The following is a 22,673-nucleotide window of genomic DNA, read 5'->3' as shown; positions in this document are numbered from 1 at the left end:
GCGTACTTCGCCGCATGGCTTCGTTAGACGACTGCCTATCTAAGCCCATGCGCAACAAGCCTGACTGCAACAGGAGACGTGCCATGGCGCGCGTACTGATCATCGAGGACGACAAGCGCGTCGCAGCCGAGATCGGCTCGGCTCTGTCGGACCATGGGTTTCGCGTCGACGACGCGCCCACGGGCACGACGGGCCTGAAGAAGGCGATGGAGGGCAAGTTTGACGTGATCGTCCTCGATCGCATGCTCCCGGAGATCGACGGGCTGGCCGTCCTCGGCCGGTTGCGCGAGGCGAAGATCGCGACGCCGGTGCTGATCCTCAGTGCCCTGTCGGCGGTGAACGAGCGCGTCGACGGCCTGCGGGCGGGCGGCGACGATTACCTCGCAAAGCCCTTCGAGTTCATCGAGCTGACGGCGCGCGTCGATGCCCTGGCACGCCGCAGCGTCGCGGTGGACGCGCTCAGCGAACTCGTCGTCGGCGATCTTCGTCTCGACCTGATCGATCGCGTGCTGTTCCGCGGCGATCGCGAGATCGACCTGCTGCCGAAGGAGTTCGCGATCGTCGAGTTCCTGATGCGCAATGCCAACACGCTGGTCAGCCGGACGATGATCTTCGAATCCGTCTGGGGCTACAGCTTCAACCATCAGTCGAGCGTGATCGACGTCCATATCGGCAAGATCCGCAAGAAGCTCGACCCGGATGGCCTGAACCCCTGCATCCATACGGTGCGCAACACGGGCTTCATCCTCCGTGCGGCTGCGTGATCTCCACCGCACGAGCGGGTTTCACGTCGCGCTCCTGTTCTTCGCCACCTTCGGAGCTGCCTCGCTCGCCCTGTTCGGCTTCCTCTTCCTCGAAACCCGGAGCTATGGGCGCACCTCAGCCTATGAATGGGTGCGCTGGGAATCCGCGCGCCTGAGCCGGCTGAGCAGCGCGCAGTTGCGCGAGCGCACGGATACCTGGCAGGCCTTCGAGCAGGGCGGACGGCCGCTCACGGTGTTCACCCCGGAGGGGAAACGTATCGCGGGCGCAGAACTGCCGTTTCCCCGGCCGGCCCCGATCGACAGGCCGTTCGAGCTGACTCAGACGGTGAATGGCGAGACGCTTCCCTTCTACAGCATGCTCAACCGGCTGCCGGACGGTAACCTGCTTCTGGTCAGCCGTTCCGCCAAGGTGCTCGAAGCCCTCGAAACGGCGCTCGTCGATACGTTCGCGTGGGGTGCCGGCGGCACCGTAGCCATAGGGATCGTCGGCGCCATCGTCTTCGGCGTCGGTTCCCTGCGCCAGATTGAGGCCATCACCTTCTCGGCCGAGCAGATCATGCGCGGCGACCTCTCGGAGCGGCTGCCGCAACGCGGGTTGTCGGCCGATCTCGGGCACCTCACCAATGTTGTCAACGAGATGCTCAACCAGCTCGAGCGGCTGATGAGAGAGGTGAAAGGCGTCAACGAGAATATCGCGCATGACCTGCGCACGCCGCTGACGCGGGTGATGGCGAGCCTGGAGCGCTCGCTGCGAAATGCCAAGACCGCAGAAGACTTTCGCGCCGTGAACGAGGATGTCGTGGGGGAACTCCGGCAGATCGTGGTTCGGTTCTCGGCGCTTCTGCGGATCTCGGAACTGGAGGACCGGGTCAGGCGATCGGCCTTCGCCCGCACGGATCTCGTCCGCATCCTCGACGACGCCTTCGAATACTATGCGCCGATCGCCGCCGACAAAGGCGTGTCGCTGATCTGGACGAGGCCGGCGGAGCCAGCGATTGTCGATGGTGATGCGAGTCTCCTGTTCGAGGCCGTGAGCAACCTCGTCGACAACGGCATCAAGTTCACGCCGCGAGGAGGATGGGTGCAACTCACCGCAATGGCCGATCCGCCAGGGCTCTGCGTTGCGGACAATGGTTGCGGGATCAAGCCGGAGGAAGTCGACCGGGTGAAGCAGCGCTATCAGCGAAGCAACAGGGTCCGCTCGTATTCCGGCTTTGGAATCGGCCTCAGCCTCGTCGACTCGATCGCACGGCTTCACAACCTCGAATTCGCTCTCGAGGACAACGCGCCGGGCTGCCGCGCAAGTGTTCGATCCCAAGTGGGATCGCCTGCATAGCTCTCTGACGCACCCTCCCGTAGCGTTCGCCAGCGGCTCCGCCGGGCTCGGCAGGGGATCAAAATGCAGTGATGACGGATCAAACGCCCCCGTTAGGACTTCGTAAACGATTGGTCCCAACAGTGTCGTGATGAATCGTTAGCTTCTGCCGGTAAAAGCTATGCTTTTGATATTGTTCAGCGCCCTGGTGGGAGCAGCGATCGCCGTCCCAGCGTTTTGGGCGCAGGGCGCTATCTTCGCGTTGATTGCCGCAATGCTTTGCGGGAGCGCTTCAGCGGTGGCTGCATGTGGGGCTTTAATGCTGCTGCGATTGCGGGCCGCACCAAAGCGCGTGCCGAAATCTGCGCCACTGACGAGATAAAGCGAGTCCTTGTACTTTCTCGGGGTTTAGGCCTCCCAGGGCTTCATCATAACGCCGGTCAGCCATCCCGACACCGGCGCATGCGAGGCGGCTGTCTCCGCTACACGCAGCACATCGGCCGCAACACAAAGCCGGTAACGCCTGAAGGGCCGTGCTCGCGATGCCGCGAGAAGCGATCGACGTCCAACCCAAGCAAGCACCTGACGCTTTTTTTCGTGATCGAGGTTGGCCAGCCGTTCACGTCGAAAGGCAGCGGCTGGTATTCAGCTGATCAATCGAAGCGAATACAGAAGTGCCCACTTTTCGCGGGCCGTCGAACCGGTGGGCATTCAGGAGAATAGTCGCAAAGAAATCAAAGATGATTTCAGCGAGTGGTGCCCAGGAGAGGACTATAGGCACTGAACACTAGGTGCTAAGGTATTGGTTATAAAGGAAGTAAATCAACATTCCTAGAGGCGTGTATCACCGGAAGTATCACCTCTCTAGGGGGCTCGGCCATGGATAATACCGGCCAAACGCTCGGCCAATGGTCGTCCTTTTGCGCTCAGATGAAACTGCTTTTGCCTAAGGCTCTCAGGGTCGTCTCTTCGGTCCAACAAGCCAAGACCGGTCCCTTCCTCTCCCCTACGCTTCGGGCCTAGATGTAATAACCAAGTTGATGCTGTCGGTTGGAGCGTTCCAAGCTTTCTGGCGTATTCTGTAGGACCAAGGCCGGGCTCTTCAGCGACAGTAAGGAACGTAAGTATCTGTGTTGCTGTAATCTTGGGGTAAATCGTAAGCATCTCCCTGATTGCCCAGGACAGCTTCATAATAGCTCGCTTATCGTGATGAGAAATTTCTGATACCGAATTATCGTTAAGTTCCATACGATCTCCATTATGACTCAGATTGATATGTGTTCAGTCAAAAGAAGGCTCTGAATAAGCCTCCTGACCGCACTCCAAGCGGTCTAGTTTTTTACATAGTTACATGGGTCATTTCTGACTCCGTTATTGCTTCAAGCACCAGGGCTGCATCTTTCTCAGTCCGTAGGATCAATACGCCGTTCTCCCATTCCCCAATCTCAAACTGAGTTGACCACGGCCGTGCAGAGTCGGTAGCCGGTTGGACGACCACAGGGACCATAGTACCATCGTCTCTTATTTGACCGCCGTGGATGAAGAAATCTGTGTGCCTGTAATCAAACATTCTTTTTCAGCCCCTTTAGATGCCCGGCGTATCGCCTTGGGTTTGAAGTGTTTGACTTATGTTCGGGATTTGGTCAAGAGATGAAATAATATATAACTCTAGCTGACCCATAGAGATTGTAATGGAACGACACGATAACTTGGCTAAGATTGATATGTGTTTGGCAAAAAGCTCTGAAGTCCCTCTCCTCCCCTGTAGGCGCCCTTGAACCTTTTGTGCCCGGTCCAGATTGGCTTCAGGCCTTGCTGATCCATGTAAAATTCAGAGCGGAGGGACCCATTGTGTTTGCTGGCAGAAACTCCGGGAGACACACAACGCTTCAAGGTCAAACAACAACTTCAGGCTTTACCGGGATTTTCGAAGTGGGCGGGTGTCCCCAAGCTCTCCTCAAAGCCAAGCGAAGGGACCCGGTAGATTCCCGGCGACTGCCTACGGTCACACGGCAGGCCAGCGATCTGTGAAGACAGCAGAGAGGCCCGAAGCTCTCATGCCCTAAGGTTCACCTATTGGACGAACGCTTGGGTTTCCTGCCGGACATTGGCGACATTCGCCGGATGCCTGAGGCTGATCCTTCCGTTCTTACACTGAGAGACCGGAGGCTTTGAGTACCACAGAGACAAGCATGGTCACGCAGAAGGCAATGTAGGCCACACCAATCCATCCAACAGGGTTGTGAAGGTACTTTCCTGATACGGCGCTCAGGCAAAGCATGATGATAACAAATGCTATCCAAAACATAGAGGCATCCTAGCTTTTGAATGCTTGAGTCTACCGAATTACAATTACACCGTAAACTGACAATGGCGTGAATTTTCTCTCCATTGAGTAGCATTGTTCGATAATTGCGCTTGATAGTGGGCTGCCTGAAGTGTAACGTTTGTAACAACGGACGTAGCGAGACACGTAACAGGAGCTTTGGGTATGAGCAGCGGTCGCTACGTGGCGTATTATCGGGTCAGCACGGACAAGCAGGGGCGTTCAGGGCTCGGTCTTGAGGCTCAGCAGCAAACCGTCAGGGCTCGGCTCAATGGTGGTGATTGGACTATCTGCGGAGAGTTCACTGAGGTTGAGAGCGGACGCGTTTCCTACCGTCCTGAACTTGAGAAGGCCCTGGCTCACTGCCGCTTGATGCGGGCTAAGCTCATCGTGGCGAATGTCTCCCGGTTGACACGTAACCCTGACTTCATGGGCCGCTTGGTCAAAGCTGAGGTTTCCGTGGAGTTTTGTGACCTTCCGATGGTGGAGGGTCCTGTAGGCACCTTCATGCTGCGTCAGATGCTGAGCGTTGCTGAGCTTGAGGCCGGAATGATCGCTGAGCGAACACGGAAGGCTTTAGCTGCTGCCAGGGCTAGAGGGACAAAGCTCGGAGGCGATAGAGGCAACCTCAGGGCCGATGGTGTCCAGGGTCGAGAGATCAGCAAGCAGGTGCGGCGAGCCAAGGCTGAGGGTAGGGCATCAGACCTTTCGTCCGTTATTCGAGCCATTGAGCAGGCAGGTGCCACGTCCCTCCGCCAGATAGCTGATGGTCTCAACAGCCGGGGCATCGAGACAGCCCGGGGAGGCCTTTGGAGCGCCGTTCAGGTGTCCAGAGTGCTGGATAAGATTGGTCGGTCTCCTGCGGCTTCCTGAGCGGCTTTTCGAGGGCCTAAGAAGGAGCGCTGCTGGGGCTAATTTGGGGACATCAATCTCATGGGCATGATTAGCCTTAGGGTTCTAAGAGTTAGCACTGATTTAGGGTCACAAACGGCCCCCCCTAGAGAAAACAGTTGCTGCTGGGGTGCCAAAAGACGGTGCTTCAAGGGCCGCCGAGTGACCGCTGGTCTCACAGGCATAATTTGCGGTGAGGCTCTAAGGCTTAGCGTCGCTTTAGGGTCATAACGGCCACCCCCTAGCGAAACGGCGGCTAATCAGCAGCGTTCTCAACTGACTATCTCTACCAACCCATGGGCACTCCTAAAGGTGCTCACCGTCAAACCCAGGGGCCTTCGGGCTCCTTTTTTATGCAATCACATTTGAGGACTTAGCGTGATCACACAGCGCTTCAGGGAGCCAAGAGGGCTTCACACAAACACAAAGGAATACTGCTTCTTCGTCCGACTTCAGGGAGACAATCGAGAGCTTATGAAAGCGGCCCATGGGATCGCCGTTGATCGTCTTGGAGGTATCCCGAGTAACCCTATGCTCCTGCTTGATATGATGAAAGTCTACGTGGACCAAAGCGATGCAAAGAGATACTCGCAGACTGCCATGGATACTGAAATCGAGGAGCGTATTCAAGCATGCGGTTGTTAAACGACGATGACGGCCTTTGGGGATTTCAGGGAACAAACGGGAATAGCGGAGCGCCTCCTCAAATCAAAAACGAGCAGTGGAACAGCGATCTTATCCAATTGTTCAAGAAGTTTTCGCCGTGGCGGAATCAGGATGGATTGCTGATCAAAAATCAACCCGGCGACACCTATTGGCAAGACACGGATGGCTTCCTGACAAGACACACTGTCCCATCGGAGACAAATGATGACGCAGTGCAGCTTTCGGGACCGACATCGGAGCTTTCAGTCACCGCAGATCAGCCGGTGGGCTCTGATCAAACACACCTAACTGCTCCCGGCGTCCCTGGGGCAATCGACTATAACGAACTTGAGAAGCAGCTTTACCCTGACGGAGTTGTGCCGCTCGGATGGAGGCAGCAGGCCCAGCAGTTTCTTCAGGGTGACCACGAGGCCGCAGAGGCTCAACGCCAAGCCACTAACCAGGAAATCATCAACCAAGGGGAAGCTCAGAAGCAGTGGGAGGACGCACAGCCCTCAGCGTTCGCTCAGATGGCTCAGGATACCGCGTTGGCATCGCAAGCCCTGGCGAGGGCTCCAAGGCTCTCAGGAGGCCTCCAGGGGCCGGGAACACCATCTTGGCAGGTGAGTGTCGAGCGTTGGCGGAAGGGGCTCATAGGGGCTCCTAAGGCGAGCCAGAGGCATTCTCTCGGTGGTGGGCAATAGGGTATGCCGAAGCTTACGCAACAGATTGTTGTTCCCGATGGAAAGCTGCAGTTCGCTGATCTGCTAGAGATTGAGAAGTCCCAAGAGCGAAACACGGATCAACCACGCTCCTTGCCTATGGGGCAGCTTCATACAGCCCCGGATGTCTTTCAGATCAGGAAGAACCGCCTTGACGAACCGCTGTTCGATAGGAGCCACATCCGGGTCTTGATGTCTGCCCTAAACGAAGTGGAGATGCCACTAGAGGCTATCCAAGTTACGGCAATTGGACAGAAGTTCTACATAATTGATGGACACCATCGGTACAGTGCCTACAGGTCCGTTGGGTGGTCTCGGGGGATACCGGTCAAGATATTCAACGGGTCGGTATCTGAAGCACAACTTGAGGCCGGAAGAGAAAACCACAAAGATAAGCTGCCGGTCTCGAAAGAGAATAAGCTTGAGTTCGCGTGGGTGTTGGTGCGCAGGGAAAGCTTCTCTATTGCTGAAATTCAGGCATCTTCGGGAGTGTCGCCTAGAACCATAAGTAACATGCGGGCTCAGAAAAAGAAGCTGGTGGAACGAGGCGACAATCCTTGGGAATACTCATGGAAAGGTGCTCAGCGAGACGCAACGATAGACCAAGAGTTCGATAGAGATAAGTGGATCGAAGAGAAATCCGATGAGCTTGCGCAGCGCATGTGTACTGATCGTAGTGTGAAGCTGGTCGCTTGGCCTGAGGTTTTATCTAGCGCAATCCAGAAGGTGAGCGGTGAGCTTCCTCGGAAACTTGTCGAGCAATGGGCAGACATCACGCTAGATGTGGCGAGTTATCTTGAAGAAGAACGGTACGAAGCTGAACTTTTGGACATCTGAAGGTGTCATTAGGTTGACCCTCTGCATCCCCCTACCTCTGCATTTGCAGTAGTAAGCACCTTTAGACGCCGATCTATAATCGCCACGGGAAGCTAATGGCTTCAAAGGATAACCCGGACGTTACCTAAACTCACTGTCCCTCCAACACACACAAGTTGTGCTCTAGCTCATTGACAACTTAAATATTGATCGCAGTTTGTATGTTCAAAGGTGTTGGGCGGAGCCATTCAGCGACACGAAATCTAACCTTAAACGTGCACTCCAAAAGGTATACAATAAACAAGAATGGAAACTAAGCTTATTAATATCGGTGATGGTCGATTCATCGAGGCAAAAGAGAACCCGCCCTCTCCCTCAGAGTCTTGCAAGAAGAAGCCACGAGCGGCCAAGCGTTACACGAAGAAAAAGCGTGTCCTTCGAAAAGGTTTCGTGGATAGGTCTCAGAAGTCTCATCCGGGAGCCAACACAAAATTCAAAGAAATCCCGGGGTATACCACCTGGGTGTCTGAAAGAACCAAGGAGCTTGAGGCCGTCAATCCCGTAAGGAACCACAAATCACGCTTCGGCATCCCGAATGGTATGAACAGGGAGGAAGCCGAGGCTGCTTGGGCTGCAACAAGCGAGTTAGTTGAGAGAGACATTCAGTGGCTGAAGAAGGCAGGTGTGCTCACCGATGCTGAAGTGATGGCCGAAGAAGCGATGCGAGCAACGTTGCAGGTCATGCGGGGGCCTGTTCATCAGAGATTGCGACTTGCAGCAGCCCGACAGGTCCTTGAGTGGACCAAGCCAAAATCCGCAGGTTCGTCCAATGTGAGCGTGGAGGCAGCCGAGGATTGGCTTGAGGGCCTAGCGAAAAAGCTGAGTACCTAGGGTATTGGTTAAAACAGGAGAGCTGGCGCTGGTTTGCAAGGGGAAACTTGGTGGCTGTGTGGCAGCCGCCGAGACCCTACACAAGCGGTTACCCTTAAGTCTCAAATCGCTTAATGCGTTCTTGGATTTCTCGATGAGTCTTAATTGGGGCATCGATCGGAGGAAAGATATCTTGAAACCCGGTGTGGGCGTTGTGTCCAAGCTTGTTGATTAGGCCGAGGAACCGATGCACGTCTTCGGGCTTCTCCCTGAGTAATTGCTTCAACCGAACGTTACTGTCACCACTGTCTGCAATGTATTTAGCATCCACCTCCCCTCCGTTGTGTTCGTAAACGTGCCGCCGTAAGAACATCAGATTTATAAAATCTCTGTCGGACTTATTGATGCCCTTTGCCAAATCGATATCAAACCAATTCAGAAACACTGAGCATACTTCTTCGAACTTATGGAATCTATTTCGTTGAAGTCGTGATTTCCGGGCTTTCGTCATTGGGATTTGATACACAAGTTGGTTTGATATTTGCCCAATAAATGAGTCGAAGTGAGAAGCTGCATCGCGCACACAATCTTCTGGTTTGTTTCCTTGGTTAAGTCTGGTGCGGGACGCTTCCATTTGAGTACGCAGTATCGCGTGGTCATTTCTAGTTCCACACGAAGAGCAGAAAACATATGCGCCGATCACATCGTTAAACCCCCCGCACGCTTCGCAGTCAAACTGATGCTGCTGTTGTTCTTCAGAGACATAAAACTCAGGGCGCTGGTCCGGGGTATCAACAGACGTAGCAATGGCGTCCATATCGATAATAACTTCACCGTTGTCGATCCTCGAGAGTGCGTCTACCAATGTTTTGCAGTAATGTTCGACATAGCGACGTTGGGCATCTGATAAAGTATGATGTGGTTCCGGCATGTTTCCACAATAGGGGCATACTCGCGGGAAAGCACTGCTACGCCAATAGCCAGAGCACTGATCGCATTTATGTCCAAATTTTCCATGGCTATCAGAACATAGGAATACAGGAAGACAACCTTTTGGTGGCGGAGGGTCCCAAAGCTGCCCGATACCACCCATGTTGAACGCAATAACCGGGATGCCTTGCTCTAGCGCGTGAATTCCGACAATGGCAGCTGGGGTTGGTCTGCTGTGGCTCCACGCAACTGAAAAGCCCCTGTTACCTGCTTCATCGGTGCTTATCCGAAAAGTAATCCTACCGCCGCTGTGTCCAATTTCTTTAAAATCGGCGTCCATTGTTGCTCCCGACCTATTGTGTTGCTTGATCTGCAACTGCGGTTCAGCGGTAGACTGACGGTCATGCAATCTAATCGATTTAGATTAGTTGAGTAATATCGGCCCTTAGTTAGAGGCAATCGATCCGCCCTATGCACTGGTAGATAACACCGGTTGCGCGCTTGTAACATCAGATGGTTCGTGATTTTCAACCTGGGAGAGCAAACGCGACCTAAGGCACCACAAACGGCGATGAGAAACACAATCCTCTTATCGGTCCTGGCGATAGCCCTTGGTGGCTGTATGTCAGCTGCAGGGAAACAGAGGGTCGTCTCTGAGAAGGCTAGGACCTATTGTTACGCCAATGGTCTCAATGAGGGCACGGACCAGTTCAATAGGTGTGTTGCTGGGGCAGGCCTGGTCTTTGAGGATCAGCTTGAGAGAGACCAGCGCATCCGTAGGCAGGACTTTAAGGACCGCCTTGGAAGAGCCAGCGAGGCCATGCAGTCGCTCGATAGGGGAAGCTCGGTCAACTGCACGTCCCGAAGAGGATTGCTAGGGACCGTTGAAACATCCTGTGATTGAGGGTTGCGAGAACCTAAGCCCGGGCTAAATTGGAACGAACCGTGATCATGAGGCGTGCGCTTTGATGTCCGATGGGGAACTTGCGGAAGTGCCTGAAGGCCAGAGTGCCCAAGAGAGCACAAGCTTACCAGATGTCATCGGCGAGACGGTTGCCGCAGCGGTCACGGGCATTCCACCGCAGGCTCAGCGCAACTTTTGGAAAGCAGTGGGTCGTGTGTTTCTCGGTGGTGCCGAGTGGCCTGCAAAGCACCTAGAGGGCAAGGCTCGTGTTTCAGCAGCCAAGGCGAATGTGGAAGTAGCTCGCCACGACGCTGAGGCGGCAGACATCAAAGCTCGGCAGAAGGCCCGTGAGATAATTTATAGAGACAGTGCAAAGGCTGCCGCAGCACAGTTTAAAGAGCGCGATTTAGCCATGAGGGCACTAGATTTTCACGCTGCAGATATCGTTAGAGAGCAGAGTGTCCGTGAAGATGTTCTCATGATAGCTGCAAGTGAACTGAAAGAAGCCCCTCTAGAACACGATGCCCCAAACGAGATCGACAGTGATTGGCTTGCTGCGTTTTTGAAATTTTGCACCGTTAGAACATCTGAGGAATACAAGCACGCTTTTGCAAAAATTCTAGCAGGAGAGATAAAAAATCCAGGGCAATTCTCAATGTCTACGGTTCAGGCGTTCGCGCAGTTAGATCCAGATATAGCAGAAAAATTCTACAAAGCGTGTAATTTAAGCACGAAATTTGGAGTTACTGTCAGATTGATTTCTCAACCATTTGCGAGCCCCGGCGAAAATAAGCTGAGGCCATTTGGAATATCGTATGATGATCTTGCTCAGTTAGTTGAGGTTGGGCTGGTTCGTAGCGAGTGGGACGAGCACGCTGAAGTTCCAGACGATATGCTGCGACAAGGCTTTCCCTTTGAAAACGCCGGAGAGAGGTTTTGGATACAGCGGGCTGCAGATGTATCGCACGAGATTAACACAAGTCTATCGTTAGGTGGACCCTCGTTTACGCTGGCAGGGAAGCAGTTGCGGGATATTGTGACTATGATTCCGTCTAATGAATATATCAAATTGCTTACGGGGTACTTTAAGGAAAATAATGTTAGATTATATCGAGTTATTGATATCAGAGACGGGCGACTGTTTGGTGATGAAATAAATCCAGATTGAGTTGGATGTCGTTATCAAGAAATCTTATCTAGTTGCTCGTGAAGTTGCTTCAGTAAATAACCCTCGCCGTAGCTCTGAGCCACTGAACGCTTTCCCCAGCCACCAATTAGGTCCTGGAATTCCTGTGGTACGCCTGCGTGCCTCAGTCGGTCGCGCATGGTGTGTCTAAAGGAATGACTGGTCTTATCGATCTTGAGTGTCTTCTTGAGCCACTTGTTGATCACGGCAGAAGCGCTATTAGCATTGATTTGATTATCAGAGGCGTAGCGTGGGAATAGCCACGGTCCTTTCTCAGGATTGCCCTGTACCGCCTTCAGGGCCTCCGTAGCTGCCCATAGAGCCTCACCTACAAGGGGAACCTCCCGCTCACTGTTGGCGGTCTTCAGCGTCCTTCCTGCTGCACTCAGGGGCCTAATGAGGATGTGAGGGGTTTCGTGGTCTAACACTACATCGTCCAGCCGCAGTCCCACGATTTCACCCAAGCGGGCTCCTGTGTCTGCCTGAAGGGCTACGATGTGCCTGATATCGTCGTTCAGCGCTCGACAGGCTTTGGTGATCACCTTTCGCTCAGAGGCAGTGAAGGACCCGCGCTCAACAGCGTCCTGTGTTTCCCCTGCAATCTGAATCCGCTCAAAGGGATTTCCAAGGTGGCGCTGGTTGAACTCCAAGAGTCCTTTATTGAACACTGCTTTGATTGTGTTTAACCTGCGACGAGCAGTGCCAGTCTTGTTGCCCTTAAGAAGATTATTCCGAACGAGCTTGGCGTTCTCTCTATTGTATTGATTTAGTGGCAAATCGCCTACGGCAGACAACACATGGCCAATTGCCCGCTTGGTGTCAGTTTCGAACTTCGGATGACTACCTTTGTCATGGTCTTCAAGGTAAACTCTCAGGGCATCGCTGAGCAGAGTACTCGGCTTAGATTGGTCCTCTTTTAATAATCTAACTGCTTCAGCCTCTATGGGAGACCAGAAGGACTGCATGGATTTTGGCGATCGAATTGGCTCGTAGCGAGCAACCTCATAGTCCGGCCCATGCTGTTTGATGAGGAAGTCATCTATGATTTCGTCCGGGTTATAACCCTCAGGATTGTTGACCCCTGGAGCCAGATCGCCGGGTGAGAGTCCGAGGCTGGCTAGGAGCGCCCTCGCGGCCTCTCGGTTCTCAGGGGTCGTCAGGGAGGCTCTTTGACCTTCCTTGGAGCCTAGAGAGGACCACAGGGCATCATGCTCCCTAGCGAGCTTAGCGGCCTTCCGTGTTCCTGCGTTTAGGTCCCTGGTGCCTAGGCTTTGCCGGAAGAGTGCCTTGCCTCCGTAATGCTGCTGAACGGCTTTGGGGATGCGGCGGACATAGAACAGCGGTCCACCGGGCTTCAGAGGTTTAACGTATCGGACACTCACGCGAATCAGGCCGGTATCGAGAAGCCATCGGGACACGGTGTATCACCTCGTGTATCACCACGAGCACCTTGTGTCAGGGCCTAACTAGCTGATCTCGTTGATAAAACCACTTTGAAAGTGGTGCCCAGGAGAGGACTCGAACCTCCACCTCTTGCAAGACTGGTACCTGAAACCAGCGCGTCTACCAATTCCGCCACCTGGGCGTGCGGGCCGGGCTCAAGGCCGGGGCTCGAACGTGGGGCACCGTTTAGGGGGCGGCGGGGATGGCGTCAATCGGGTCAGTGAGGGGTGGTGCGAGGGTGTTGCAGCGAGCCCACGCGACGGCCACTGGCGCTCCGCCTGCTTTCGTGTATGTATCCGCGCGCCTCGACCCGGCTTCGGGCGAGGCCTGAACCGCTTGCGCACGACCCTGCTGGACGACATCCCGGCATCGGCCGAGCCGCAGGCTCGAAGCCTGCCTCACGAGGCGGATGCTTCTCCGAAACACCACAACCCGAAAGGCCAGCGATGTCGATCTCGGCAGAGCGCAAGACCGCGCTCATCAAGGAATACGCTACGGGTGGCAAGGATACCGGTTCGCCGGAGGTCCAGATCGCTATCCTCACCGAGCGGATCACCAACCTGACCGGCCACTTCAAGACCCACGGCAAGGACAACCATTCCCGCCGCGGTCTCCTGAAGATGGTCTCGCAGCGCCGCTCGCTGCTCGACTACGTCAAGCGCAAGGACGAGCCGCGCTACCGCTCGCTGATCGAGCGCCTCGGCATCCGCCGCTAACGACGCCAGGACGCGGCTCCGCATTCACGCTGGGCCGCGTTTTGCCATCGGCCGTCCGGGCATGGGCTCGGCCGGCCAACCCTCAGGGCCGCTTCGAGGCGCGACGGTCAGGGCAGGATCATCAGCGACTTCCGAGATGGGGAGTCGCTGATCGTCTTGCCTCTGGCGGCGCCGGGCTCAGCCCTCCGTATGCATGAAGGCAAGAGAGATATGTTCGACGTACAACGCGAAGAGCTGATGTGGGGCGACCGCAAGCTCGTCCTCGAGACGGGCAAGGTTGCCCGCCAGGCCGACGGCGCCGTGCTCGCCACCTACGGCGAGACCTCGGTGCTCGCCACCGTGGTCGCCATGAAGGAGCCGAAGGCCGGCATCGACTTCATGCCGCTCACCGTGAACTACCAGGAGCGCGCCTACGCCGCCGGCCGCATCCCGGGCGGCTATTTCAAGCGCGAGGGCCGTCCCTCGGAGAAGGAGACGCTGGTCTCCCGCCTGATCGACCGCCCGATCCGCCCGCTCTTCATCGAAGGCTGGCGCAACGACACCCAGGTCACCGTGACCGTGCTCAGCCACGATCTCGAGAACGACCCGGACATCCTCGCCATGGTGGCGACCTCCGCCGCCCTGACGCTCTCGGGCATCCCGTTCATGGGCCCGATCGGCGCGGCGCGCGTCGGCTACGTCAACGGCAGCTACAAGCTGAACCCGCTGGTCGCCGAGACCAAGGAGGAGTCGAGCCTCGATCTCGTCGTCGCCGGCACCACCGACGCCGTGCTGATGGTTGAGTCGGAGGCCAAGGAGCTCTCCGAGGACGTGATGCTCGGCGCCGTGATGTTCGGCCACAAGCACTTCCAGCCGGTCATCGAGGCGATCATCCGCCTCGCCGAGAAGGCCGCCAAGGAGCCGCGCGATTTCTCCCCGCCGGAGAACGCCGACGCCGAGAAGGCCGTGCTCGAGGTTTGTGAGGCCGAGCTGCGCGAGGCCTACAAGAAGACCATCAAGCAGGAGCGCTACGCCGCCGTCGACGCCGTGAAGGCGAAGGTGGTTGCCGCCCTCTGCCCGGCCGAGGGCGAGCAGAAGTTCTCGCCTGAGAAGGTCAAGGCCGCCTTCAAGGAAGCCCAGTCGAAGGTCGTTCGCTGGAACATCCTCGACACCAAGTCCCGCATCGACGGCCGTGATCTCTCGACGGTCCGCCCGATCGTTTCCGAGGTCGGCATCCTGCCGCGCGCGCACGGCTCGGCCCTGTTCACGCGCGGCGAGACCCAGGCTGCCGTGGTGGCCACCCTCGGCACCGGCGAGGACGAGCAGTTCATCGACGCGCTGGAAGGCACCTACAAGGAGCGCTTCCTGCTGCACTACAACTTCCCTCCCTACTCCGTCGGCGAGACGGGTCGGATGGGTTCGCCGGGCCGCCGCGAGATCGGCCACGGCAAGCTCGCCTGGCGCGCGATCCGGCCCGTGCTGCCGCCGGCGCACGAGTTCCCCTACACGATCCGCGTGGTCTCCGAGATCACCGAGTCGAACGGCTCGTCCTCGATGGCCTCGGTCTGCGGCGGCTCGCTGTCGCTGATGGATGCCGGCGTGCCCCTGCGCCGTCCGGTGGCCGGCATAGCCATGGGCCTCATCCTTGAGGGTGAGCGCTTCGCGGTGCTGTCGGACATCCTCGGCGACGAGGATCACCTCGGCGACATGGACTTCAAGGTGGCCGGCACGGACGAGGGCATCACCTCGCTCCAGATGGACATCAAGATCGCCGGCATCACCGAGGAGATCATGAAGGTCGCCCTCGCCCAGGCGAAGGACGGCCGCGCCCACATCCTCGGCGAGATGTCGAAGGCCCTCACGGCAGCCCGTCCGGAGCTCGGCGAATACGCGCCGCGCATCGAGACGATGCAGATCCCCACCGACAAGATCCGCGACGTGATCGGCACCGGCGGCAAGATCATCCGCGAGATCGTCGAGAAGACCGGCGCCAAGATCAACATCGAGGATACCGGCGTCGTGAAGATCGCCTCCTCCGACGGCAAGGCGATCAAGGCGGCCTATAACTGGATCCGCTCCATCGTCGCCGAGCCCGAGGCCGGCACGATCTACGACGGCACCATCGTCAAGATCATGGAGTTCGGTGCCTTCGTGAACTTCTTCGGCGCCAAGGACGGCCTCGTGCACATCTCGGAGCTCGCTCCGCAGCGCGTCGCCAAGGTCTCCGACGTGGTGTCGGAAGGCCAGAAGGTGAAGGTGAAGTTCCTCGGTGCCGACGATCGCGGCAAGATCCGCCTCTCGATGAAGGTCGTCGACCAGGAGACCGGCGAGGACATCACCGAGAAGCTGAAGGCCGAGCGCGCCGCCCGCGGCGAGCCCGAGCCGGAGGAGCGCGAGCCCCGCAGCGACCGCGGTCCCCGCCGCGATCGTGGCCCGCGTCGCGACCGCGACTGAGCACCTCGCACGTCCGATTTGATGAAGCGCGGTCCTTCGGGGCCGCGCTTTTTCTTTGCGGAGCGTCGCGCCGAAATTTTTGTGCGGGGACGGTCGGCGCGCGGTCGGCTCGAACGTCATCGAGATAGGACACCGGCGACTTATGCTGGCGTCCAGCCATGCCGGTCCGAGCATGGAGCCGATCACCGGAGGAGAGTCCCAGGATGAGCGACCTCGTTTTTTACACGAACCCGATGTCCCGTGGCCGGATCGTGCGTTGGGCGCTGGAGGAGGTCGGGCAGCCTTACCGGACGGAACTCCTGGATTTCCGCGGCGGCCACAAGTCGCCCGACTATCTCGCCATCAACCCGATGGGGAAGGTGCCGGCCATCGTCCATGACGGCACCGTGGTGACGGAATGCGCGGCGATCTGCGCCTATCTCGCCGATGCCTTCCCGCAGGCCGGGTTGGCACCCGCCTCCGGCGACCGGGCGCGGGGCGACTATTACCGCTGGCTTTTCTTCGCGGCTGGCCCGCTTGAGGCCGCCGTGGTGAACAAGGTGCTCAAGGTCGAGGTGCCGAACGATCCGCAGATGCGCGGCATGGTCGGCTACGGCAGCCTCGAGGCGGTGCTCGACACGATCGAGGGCGCGGTGTCGAAGGCCGAATACCTCGCCGGAGGCCGTTTCAGCGCAGCCGATCTCTATGTCGGCGCGCATCTCGGTTGGGGCATGCAGTTCGGCACGATCCCGAAGCGGCCGGCCTTCGAGGCCTATGCCGGCAGGCTCTACGGCCGCCCCGCTGCGGTGCGTGCGCGGGAGATCGACGACACGCTGATCGCCGAGAAGAACGTCGGGGCCGCGTAGCTTTTCGCGATCCCGGGAACGCTCCCGCCCGACCCGCGTTCGCCCGGCGTCATGACTAAGTCCCGCACGGCGGGACGGACTTCAGCGGTTTCAGGAGCGTACGCCCAATGGCGAATGAGATGATCGAGGACGTCTTTGGCGGAGAGCCGAATATCGGGTTCACGGAGCGGGCCGTATCGGTGGCGCTCGGGCTCGGCATCGCGGCGGCCGCGGCCCAGCCACGCCCGAACAAATGGCTGAGCCTCGCAGCCCTCGTCGTCGGCGTCGGACTGGCGGTGCGCGGCGCCACGGGGCACTGCCCGGTCAAGGCGATCTCGGGAGACGGCGCGGAGGTGTGATGGTCGTCATCGCGAGCACGGCGAAGCGATCCGGGGTCCGGGCGCGAACCAATGGCTTCGCCTGCGGCTAGGCCGTCTCGGATGAGACCAAAAAAAGGGCGCCGGATCAGATCCGGCGCCCTTCTTTGTAACCTGGGTCGTGTTCGTCAGACCGAGGACGAGCGGCTGCGGCTGGCGATGAAGCCATAGATGAAGAGCACGACGATCGCGCCGACGACGGCGCCGATGAAGCCTGCGCCCTGGTTCGGGCCGTACCAGCCGAGCGCCTGGCCGAGGAAGGTCGCGACGAAGGCGCCGACGATGCCGAGGATCGTCGTCATGATGAAGCCTGACGGCTCGTTGTCGCCCGGCATGATGAACTTCGCGACGACACCGGCCAGGAAGCCGATGATGATGGTCCAGAGAATGCCCATGGCTGTAGTGTCCCCGACGTAACGTACGCGACTTCGCGATATGCGACTTGGCCGTACCGTGATGCCAGAACGCAGAGCCTCCCGTCGAGGTTGCGCGGCCCTGCGAATTTGTGTCGCGATGCGGCAAGCGCCGCTGGAGGCGCGAAAAGCCCCTTTACGGGAGCCGCCCGAAGGCTCCACAGAACGCGCTCCGTATCACCAACAGGTTCCTCTTCTGCGATGACGATCGAGCGTTTCGAAAAAGGCCCGCGCATGAGCCAGGCCGCTGCCCATGGCGACATGGTCTATCTCGCCGGGCAGGTCGCGGCCCAGCCCGAGGGCGCCGGCGTCACTGCGCAGACCCAGCAGATCCTTGGCCAGATCGATGCCCTCCTCGCGGCCGCCGGCAGCGACAAGAGCCGCATCCTCACGGCGACGATCTATCTCGCCGACATCGCCACCTTCGGCGAGATGAACGCCGCCTGGGATGCCTGGGTCGACCGGGACGAGCCCCCTGCCCGCGCCACCGTCGAGGCCAAGCTCGCGACGCCGGCCTACAAGGTCGAGATCGTCGTGGTTGCCACGCGGACCGCGCGATGAGGTGGCCCGCTCTCGGCCGCGCCTGTCTCGCCGCCCTCGCCGTCTCGGTGCTGGCGCTCGGCGGGCCGGCGCGCGCCGCTGAGCGGGTGATCAACATCTATAACTGGTCGGACTACATCGACCCCAAGGTGCTGGACGACTTCACGAAGGAAACCGGCATCAAGGTCGTCTACGACACCTACGACAGCAACGAGGTGCTCGAGACGAAGCTGCTCGCCGGCAAGTCCGGCTACGACGTGGTCGCACCGTCCGGCCCCTTCCTGCAGCGGCTGATCAAGGCCGGCGTGTTCCAGCCTCTCGACAAGAGCAAACTCTCGAACCTGACGAATGTCTGGCCCGACATCGCGGCGCGGTTGCAGGCCTACGATCCCGGCAACGTCTACGCCGTCGACTACATGTGGGGCACCACCGGTATCGGCTTCAACGCCGGCATGGTCCGCGAGCGGCTCGGGGCCGACGCCGCCCTGAACTCCTGGAGCCTCGTGCTCAACCCGAGCACGATGAACAAGCTCAAGGAGTGCGGGGTGATGATGATCGACAGCCCCGAGGATCTGATCCCGTCTATCCTGCCCTTCTTCGGGCCGAAGATGGACCCCAAGCGCTGGGACGACATTACCAAGGTCACCGACGCGCTCTACAAGGTGCGCGGCTCGGTGCGAAAGTTCCACTCGTCCGAATACATCAACGCGCTGGCCAACGGCGATATCTGCGTGGCTGTGGGATATTCGGGGGACGTCCTCCAGGCCCGCAAGCGCGCCGAGGAGGCCAAGAACGACGTCAAGATCGAGTACGTGATCCCGAAAGAGGGCGCGGAGATGTGGTTCGACACCTTCGCCATCCCGAAGGACGCCCCGCACGCCGCCGACGCGCACGTCTTCCTCAACTACATGCTCCGGCCCGAGGTGGCGGCGGCGAACACGAACTTCGTGTCCTATGCCAGCGGCAACCTTCCGGCGAAGAAGCTGGTGAAGCCGGAGATCCTGGCCAATCCCGGCATCTACCCGGACGACACGACGCTGCAGCGGCTCGTGGTCAACACGGCATGGCCGGACAACACGCAGCGGTTCGTGACGCGGCTCTGGACCAGGATTCGCACGGGGCGGTGACCCGGCTCGCATACGAAAAAAGGCCCGGTGCTCTCACACCGGGCCTCGTTGAAGAGACTGCGAAAAATCAATCCTTGAGGTCGTCCGGCACCTTGCCGCCGTTCTCTTCGAGCTTCTTGATCACCTGCTTGTGCAGCCAGATGTTCATCGTCGCGGAGTCGTTCTTGTCGCCGGTGTAGTGCAGCTCGTCGGCGAGCTTCTGGCGGGCGGAGAGGCTGGAATCGAGGTCGATCAGCTTCAGGAGGTCGACGATCGAGGTCTTCCAGTTCAGCTTCTGCGGATTGTTGGCCGCGAGCTGGGCGAGGTTCGCCTCGATGTCGATCGAGCCGGGGGCCGCGGCCGGGGCGCTGCCGCCGGTCGAAGCTGGGGCGTCCGAGCCGCCCGCGGGGGCTGCGGGCGCGCCGGCGGGGGCCGCCTGGGCTTCGGAGCTGCCTCCGAACGGATGGAGGATCTTGCTGACGATGCTGCCGAGAAAGCTCATGGCCGACTCCCTGTCTGATGTGACTGCCCGATCACGCTCGGACAGCCGATCAACGGAACGGCCACGCTCCATGTTCCCGGAGAATGGCCGCCGTGCAACCGGAGACAGCGCTGGGATTCGGCCTCTGGTCAAGGCTCCGGCGCCGCTTACCGCGAAGATTTGAGCCGGGCATATTCGGGTTTGATGTTTGCGGCTGCTGTGCCATGGGGGCAGCGCCATCTTTATCGGAAGTTTCCATGCGCCTCCTGATCAGCGCCCTGGCGCTCCTCGCCGGCCTCGTCACCACCCTGCCCGCCTCCGCGCAGCAGGCGCCGATCCCGGTGCGCATCGGCGTCATTCCGATCATCGGCGCGGCGCCGATCTTCGTCGCGCGCGGCGAAGGCTGGCTGAAGGAGGCGGGTCTCGAGCCGACCTTCACCACCTTCGAATCCGGCCCGAACATGATCCAGGCGCTCGCCTCGGGCACCATCGACATCTACGTGGCCGGCGTCGCGCCGCTGGCCGTGGCCCGCACCAAGGGCATCGACGTGCGCGTCGTGGCCGCCACCGCCATCGAGGAGATGGTGTTCGTGGCCGGCCCGAAGCTCGCGCCGTATTTTGCCAGCGCGCCCAGCAAGGCCGAAGCCTTCAAGGCGTTCAAGGCCAAGGAGGGCCGTGCTGCCCGCCTTGCCACGCAGCCGGCCGGCTCCGTACCCAACACCACCCTGCAGCACTGGCTCTGGGAGGTGGCGAAGGCCGACAAGGCCGACGCCGAAGTGGTTCCGATGGGCATCGACGCCACCCAGCAGGCGGTGCTCGCCGGTGCCATGGACGGCGCCTCGATCCGCGAGCCGGCGCTCACCATCGTCCAGATGCGCAATCCGGCGATCAAGCTGATCGCCACCGGCGGCGAGATGTTCCCCAACCAGCCCGGCACCGTGGTCGCGGTCTACGGCAAGTTCGCCGACAAGAACCCGGCAGCCGTCGACGCCCTGGTCAAGGCGCTGGTGAAGTCCACCGATCTCTTGAAGAACGACCCAGCCAAGGCCGCGCCGCATGTCGAGGCCGCGTTGGGCAAGGGCATCACCGACGTCGCCACCATCCAGAAGGCGATCTCCTCGCCGGCTGCGAAATTCGTCGCCGATCCGCGCACGATCATCGAGGCAACGAAAGCGCTGCAGACCTATCAGGTCTCGATCGGCACCCTCGACAAGGAGGCCCCGACCGACGGGCTGTTCGACGCCAAGCCGTACGAGAAGGCGGTCAAGCCGTAAGTGCTCGTGGTTCCTGCGTTCCAGACGACCGTTCCGATGCTCCTTCCATCATGGCGGGTCCGAGGCGAAGCAGGTCAGAGCCGCGGCGCTGACGTTGCGGGTAGGGCCATGGTTGGCTTCGCCGAGCTCGCTGTGACGGTAGCGGGTCTGGCCCGGGCCGATCGTCCGGAGGCCGCATGACGCTCTTCCGCTCGACCGCATTGGCGGTCGTGGGGCTTATCGTCTTCCTCGGTCTGTGGGAGGCGGCGCCCCGCTTCGAACTCGTCAATCCAGCCTTCCTGCCGCCGCCCTCGACGATCCCCGCCGCCTTCCTGAAGGAGATCAGGAGCGGAGCCTGGCTCGTGGCGGTGATCGAGAGCCTGAGCCACTACCTCGTCGGCCTCGCGGTCGGTGCAGGGGCCGGCATCGGGCTCGGGCTGGTCTCGGGCATGTTCCGCTGGTTTGAGAACCTCACGGCCTGGATCGTGCGGCTGCTGCGGCCGATCCCGGGTCTCGCCTGGGTGCCCTTCGCCATCCTGTGGTTCGGCGTCGAGCCGCGCGCGGCGATCTTCATCATCGCCATCGGCGTGTTCTGGATCGTGTTCTTTGCAACCCAGGGCGCGGTGCGCGGCGTCGACCGCGACCTCGTCGAGGTGGCCCAGGCCTTCGGCTTCCGCTCGGCCTGGTCGCGACTCACCAAGATCCTGCTGCCGGCGGCGACGCCGGGCATGCTGGTCGGCCTGCGCACGGCTTTGGGCCAGGCCTGGATGGCGGTGGTGGCCGCCGAGATCTTCGGGGTGCCCGGCATCGGCCAACGCATGATGCAGGCCTCCTCGCTCCTCTCCACCGACATCGTGGTGGTCTACATGCTCACCATGGCCGCGCTCTATGGCCTGTGCGATTCCGCCTTCGTCGCGCTGCAGGGCTGGCTGCTGCGGTGGCGCCCATGAGCACCGATGTGAGCGCGCCGATCATCGACATCCGCGGCCTCAGCCTCGCCTACGAACGGGACGGGCGGAGGAACGTCATCCTGCAGGCGCTCGACCTCGCGATCCCGCGCGGGCAGTTCCTGGTGATCGTCGGCGAGTCCGGCGTCGGTAAGTCGACGCTGCTGCGCGTGCTGATCGACCTCGCGAAGCCCAGCGGCGGCACGGTGACGCTGAACACCGATCCGAAGTCGCGCACGCCGATGGCCCTGGTTTTTCAGGACGCGCGGCTTCTGCCCTGGCGCCGGGTGCTGTCCAATGTCGCCTTCGGGCTGGAGCGCATCGGCATGCCCAAGCGCGAACGCTGCGAGCGCGCACAGGCGATGCTGTCCCTCGTCGGCCTCGGCGATCTCGGCCAGCGCTGGCCGCACCAGCTCTCGGGCGGCCAGCGGCAGCGCGTGGCGCTGGCTCGCGCGCTCGCCGTCGAGCCCGAGGTGCTCCTGATGGACGAGCCGTTCTCGGCGCTCGACAGTTTCACCCGCGAGGGCCTGCAGGACGAAGTCCAGCGCATCCAGCAGAAGACCTGCAAGACCGTGCTGTTCGTGACCCACGATATCGACGAGGCGGTCTATCTCGCCGACCGCGTCGTGGTTCTCGCCGGCGCTCCGGGCCGGATCGCCGCCGACGTCTCGATTGATCTCCCGCGGCCCCGCCAGCGGCGCGACGCGACCCTTGTTGAGGCTGCGCGCACCTTGCGGGCCGAGTTGTCGCGGCGGTCGGCGGATCTGTAGG

19 protein-coding genes and 1 tRNA gene are annotated in these 22,673 nt (G+C 59.7%); 15 read left to right on the top strand and 5 right to left on the bottom strand.

Annotation, left to right across the window (positions count from 1 at the left end; genetic code table 11):
• Positions 1-83: 83 nt before the first annotated feature.
• The 5 genes from HCU64_RS19360 to HCU64_RS19340 all read left to right on the top strand — a co-directional run bounded on the left by HCU64_RS19360 (position 84) and on the right by HCU64_RS19340 (position 8,370).
• Complete coding sequence (locus HCU64_RS19360; RefSeq protein ID WP_233385847.1) at positions 84-764, top strand: response regulator transcription factor; 681 nt, start codon at positions 84-86, stop codon at positions 762-764.
• Positions 751-2,100 carry a sensor histidine kinase gene (locus HCU64_RS19355; RefSeq protein WP_233385846.1) on the top strand — a complete coding sequence of 450 codons (1,350 nt, stop codon included), beginning with the start codon at positions 751-753 and terminating at the stop codon, positions 2,098-2,100. The genes HCU64_RS19360 and HCU64_RS19355 overlap by 14 nt, the downstream gene beginning before the upstream one ends.
• Before the next feature lie 2,470 nt (positions 2,101-4,570).
• Positions 4,571-5,278, top strand: a complete 708-nt coding sequence (locus HCU64_RS19350; protein WP_233385845.1) for a recombinase family protein — start codon at positions 4,571-4,573, stop codon at positions 5,276-5,278.
• A gap of 1,370 nt (positions 5,279-6,648) precedes the next feature.
• The gene (locus HCU64_RS19345) at positions 6,649-7,500 is read left to right on the top strand and encodes a ParB/RepB/Spo0J family partition protein (RefSeq protein WP_233385844.1); all 852 of its coding nucleotides are present in this window, start codon (positions 6,649-6,651) and stop codon (positions 7,498-7,500) included.
• A gap of 285 nt (positions 7,501-7,785) precedes the next feature.
• Entirely contained in the window at positions 7,786-8,370 is a 585-nt protein-coding gene (locus HCU64_RS19340; RefSeq protein ID WP_233385843.1) for a hypothetical protein, read from the top strand.
• A 94-nt stretch (positions 8,371-8,464) separates the two neighbouring features.
• On the opposite strand, the gene HCU64_RS19335 is transcribed toward HCU64_RS19340, so the two are convergent.
• Complete coding sequence (locus HCU64_RS19335; protein WP_233385842.1) at positions 8,465-9,619, bottom strand: hypothetical protein; 1,155 nt, start codon at positions 9,617-9,619, stop codon at positions 8,465-8,467.
• Between the two features lie 628 nt (positions 9,620-10,247).
• Between HCU64_RS19335 and HCU64_RS19330 the strand changes: the two genes are divergently transcribed.
• Positions 10,248-11,351, top strand: coding sequence for a DUF2806 domain-containing protein (locus tag HCU64_RS19330; RefSeq protein ID WP_233385841.1), 1,104 nt, complete (start codon positions 10,248-10,250; stop codon positions 11,349-11,351).
• Positions 11,352-11,365: 14 nt separating this feature from the next.
• Here the strand turns inward: HCU64_RS19330 and HCU64_RS19325 are convergent, their stop codons facing one another.
• Both HCU64_RS19325 and HCU64_RS19320 read right to left on the bottom strand, forming a co-directional pair.
• The gene (locus HCU64_RS19325) at positions 11,366-12,787 is read right to left on the bottom strand and encodes a tyrosine-type recombinase/integrase (RefSeq protein ID WP_233385839.1); all 1,422 of its coding nucleotides are present in this window, start codon (positions 12,785-12,787) and stop codon (positions 11,366-11,368) included.
• 82 nt (positions 12,788-12,869) lie between these two features.
• A tRNA-Leu gene (locus tag HCU64_RS19320) sits at positions 12,870-12,954 on the bottom strand.
• Between the two features lie 304 nt (positions 12,955-13,258).
• Between HCU64_RS19320 and rpsO the strand changes: the two genes are divergently transcribed.
• The 4 genes from rpsO (at position 13,259) to HCU64_RS19300 (ending at position 17,144) form a co-directional block, all read left to right on the top strand.
• Positions 13,259-13,528 (top strand): 30S ribosomal protein S15, encoded by a 270-nt coding sequence (gene rpsO / locus HCU64_RS19315; RefSeq protein WP_183506659.1) that lies wholly within the window; start codon positions 13,259-13,261, stop codon positions 13,526-13,528.
• 210 nt (positions 13,529-13,738) lie between these two features.
• Positions 13,739-15,961: a polyribonucleotide nucleotidyltransferase gene (gene pnp, locus HCU64_RS19310; RefSeq protein WP_233385837.1), complete on the top strand. Its 2,223-nt coding sequence runs from the start codon at positions 13,739-13,741 to the stop codon at positions 15,959-15,961.
• Positions 15,962-16,164: 203 nt separating this feature from the next.
• On the top strand, positions 16,165-16,806 hold the full coding sequence (locus HCU64_RS19305) for a glutathione S-transferase family protein (RefSeq protein WP_233385835.1): 642 nt from the start codon (positions 16,165-16,167) through the stop codon (positions 16,804-16,806).
• A 107-nt stretch (positions 16,807-16,913) separates the two neighbouring features.
• Positions 16,914-17,144: a YgaP family membrane protein gene (locus HCU64_RS19300; protein ID WP_233385834.1), complete on the top strand. Its 231-nt coding sequence runs from the start codon at positions 16,914-16,916 to the stop codon at positions 17,142-17,144.
• A 146-nt stretch (positions 17,145-17,290) separates the two neighbouring features.
• On the opposite strand, the gene HCU64_RS19295 is transcribed toward HCU64_RS19300, so the two are convergent.
• Positions 17,291-17,557: a GlsB/YeaQ/YmgE family stress response membrane protein gene (locus HCU64_RS19295; protein WP_233385833.1), complete on the bottom strand. Its 267-nt coding sequence runs from the start codon at positions 17,555-17,557 to the stop codon at positions 17,291-17,293.
• A 219-nt stretch (positions 17,558-17,776) separates the two neighbouring features.
• On the opposite strand from HCU64_RS19295, the gene HCU64_RS19290 reads away from it, so the two are divergent.
• Together HCU64_RS19290 and HCU64_RS19285 are read left to right on the top strand one after the other, a co-directional pair.
• The gene (locus tag HCU64_RS19290) at positions 17,777-18,136 is read left to right on the top strand and encodes a RidA family protein (protein ID WP_233385832.1); all 360 of its coding nucleotides are present in this window, start codon (positions 17,777-17,779) and stop codon (positions 18,134-18,136) included.
• Positions 18,133-19,242 carry a polyamine ABC transporter substrate-binding protein gene (locus HCU64_RS19285; RefSeq protein ID WP_233385831.1) on the top strand — a complete coding sequence of 370 codons (1,110 nt, stop codon included), beginning with the start codon at positions 18,133-18,135 and terminating at the stop codon, positions 19,240-19,242. Before HCU64_RS19290 ends, HCU64_RS19285 begins: the two co-directional genes overlap by 4 nt.
• A 67-nt stretch (positions 19,243-19,309) precedes the next feature.
• On the opposite strand, the gene HCU64_RS19280 is transcribed toward HCU64_RS19285, so the two are convergent.
• Positions 19,310-19,723 carry a DUF3597 domain-containing protein gene (locus HCU64_RS19280; protein ID WP_233385830.1) on the bottom strand — a complete coding sequence of 138 codons (414 nt, stop codon included), beginning with the start codon at positions 19,721-19,723 and terminating at the stop codon, positions 19,310-19,312.
• 236 nt (positions 19,724-19,959) lie between these two features.
• On the opposite strand from HCU64_RS19280, the gene HCU64_RS19275 reads away from it, so the two are divergent.
• From HCU64_RS19275 to HCU64_RS19265, 3 genes are all read left to right on the top strand, one after another.
• On the top strand, positions 19,960-20,976 hold the full coding sequence (locus HCU64_RS19275; protein ID WP_233385829.1) for an ABC transporter substrate-binding protein: 1,017 nt from the start codon (positions 19,960-19,962) through the stop codon (positions 20,974-20,976).
• Between the two features lie 176 nt (positions 20,977-21,152).
• Positions 21,153-21,905, top strand: coding sequence for an ABC transporter permease (locus HCU64_RS19270; protein ID WP_233385828.1), 753 nt, complete (start codon positions 21,153-21,155; stop codon positions 21,903-21,905).
• On the top strand, positions 21,902-22,672 hold the full coding sequence (locus HCU64_RS19265; RefSeq protein WP_233385826.1) for an ABC transporter ATP-binding protein: 771 nt from the start codon (positions 21,902-21,904) through the stop codon (positions 22,670-22,672). The genes HCU64_RS19270 and HCU64_RS19265 overlap by 4 nt, the downstream gene beginning before the upstream one ends.
• Position 22,673: the final 1 nt, after the last annotated feature.

It is taken from the genome of Methylobacterium sp. C25, assembly GCF_021352225.1.
In the GTDB taxonomy this organism is placed as follows: Bacteria; Pseudomonadota; Alphaproteobacteria; order Rhizobiales; family Beijerinckiaceae; genus Methylobacterium.
Note: the sequence above shows the minus strand (reverse complement) of the source record. Positions and strands in the feature narration are given on the sequence as shown.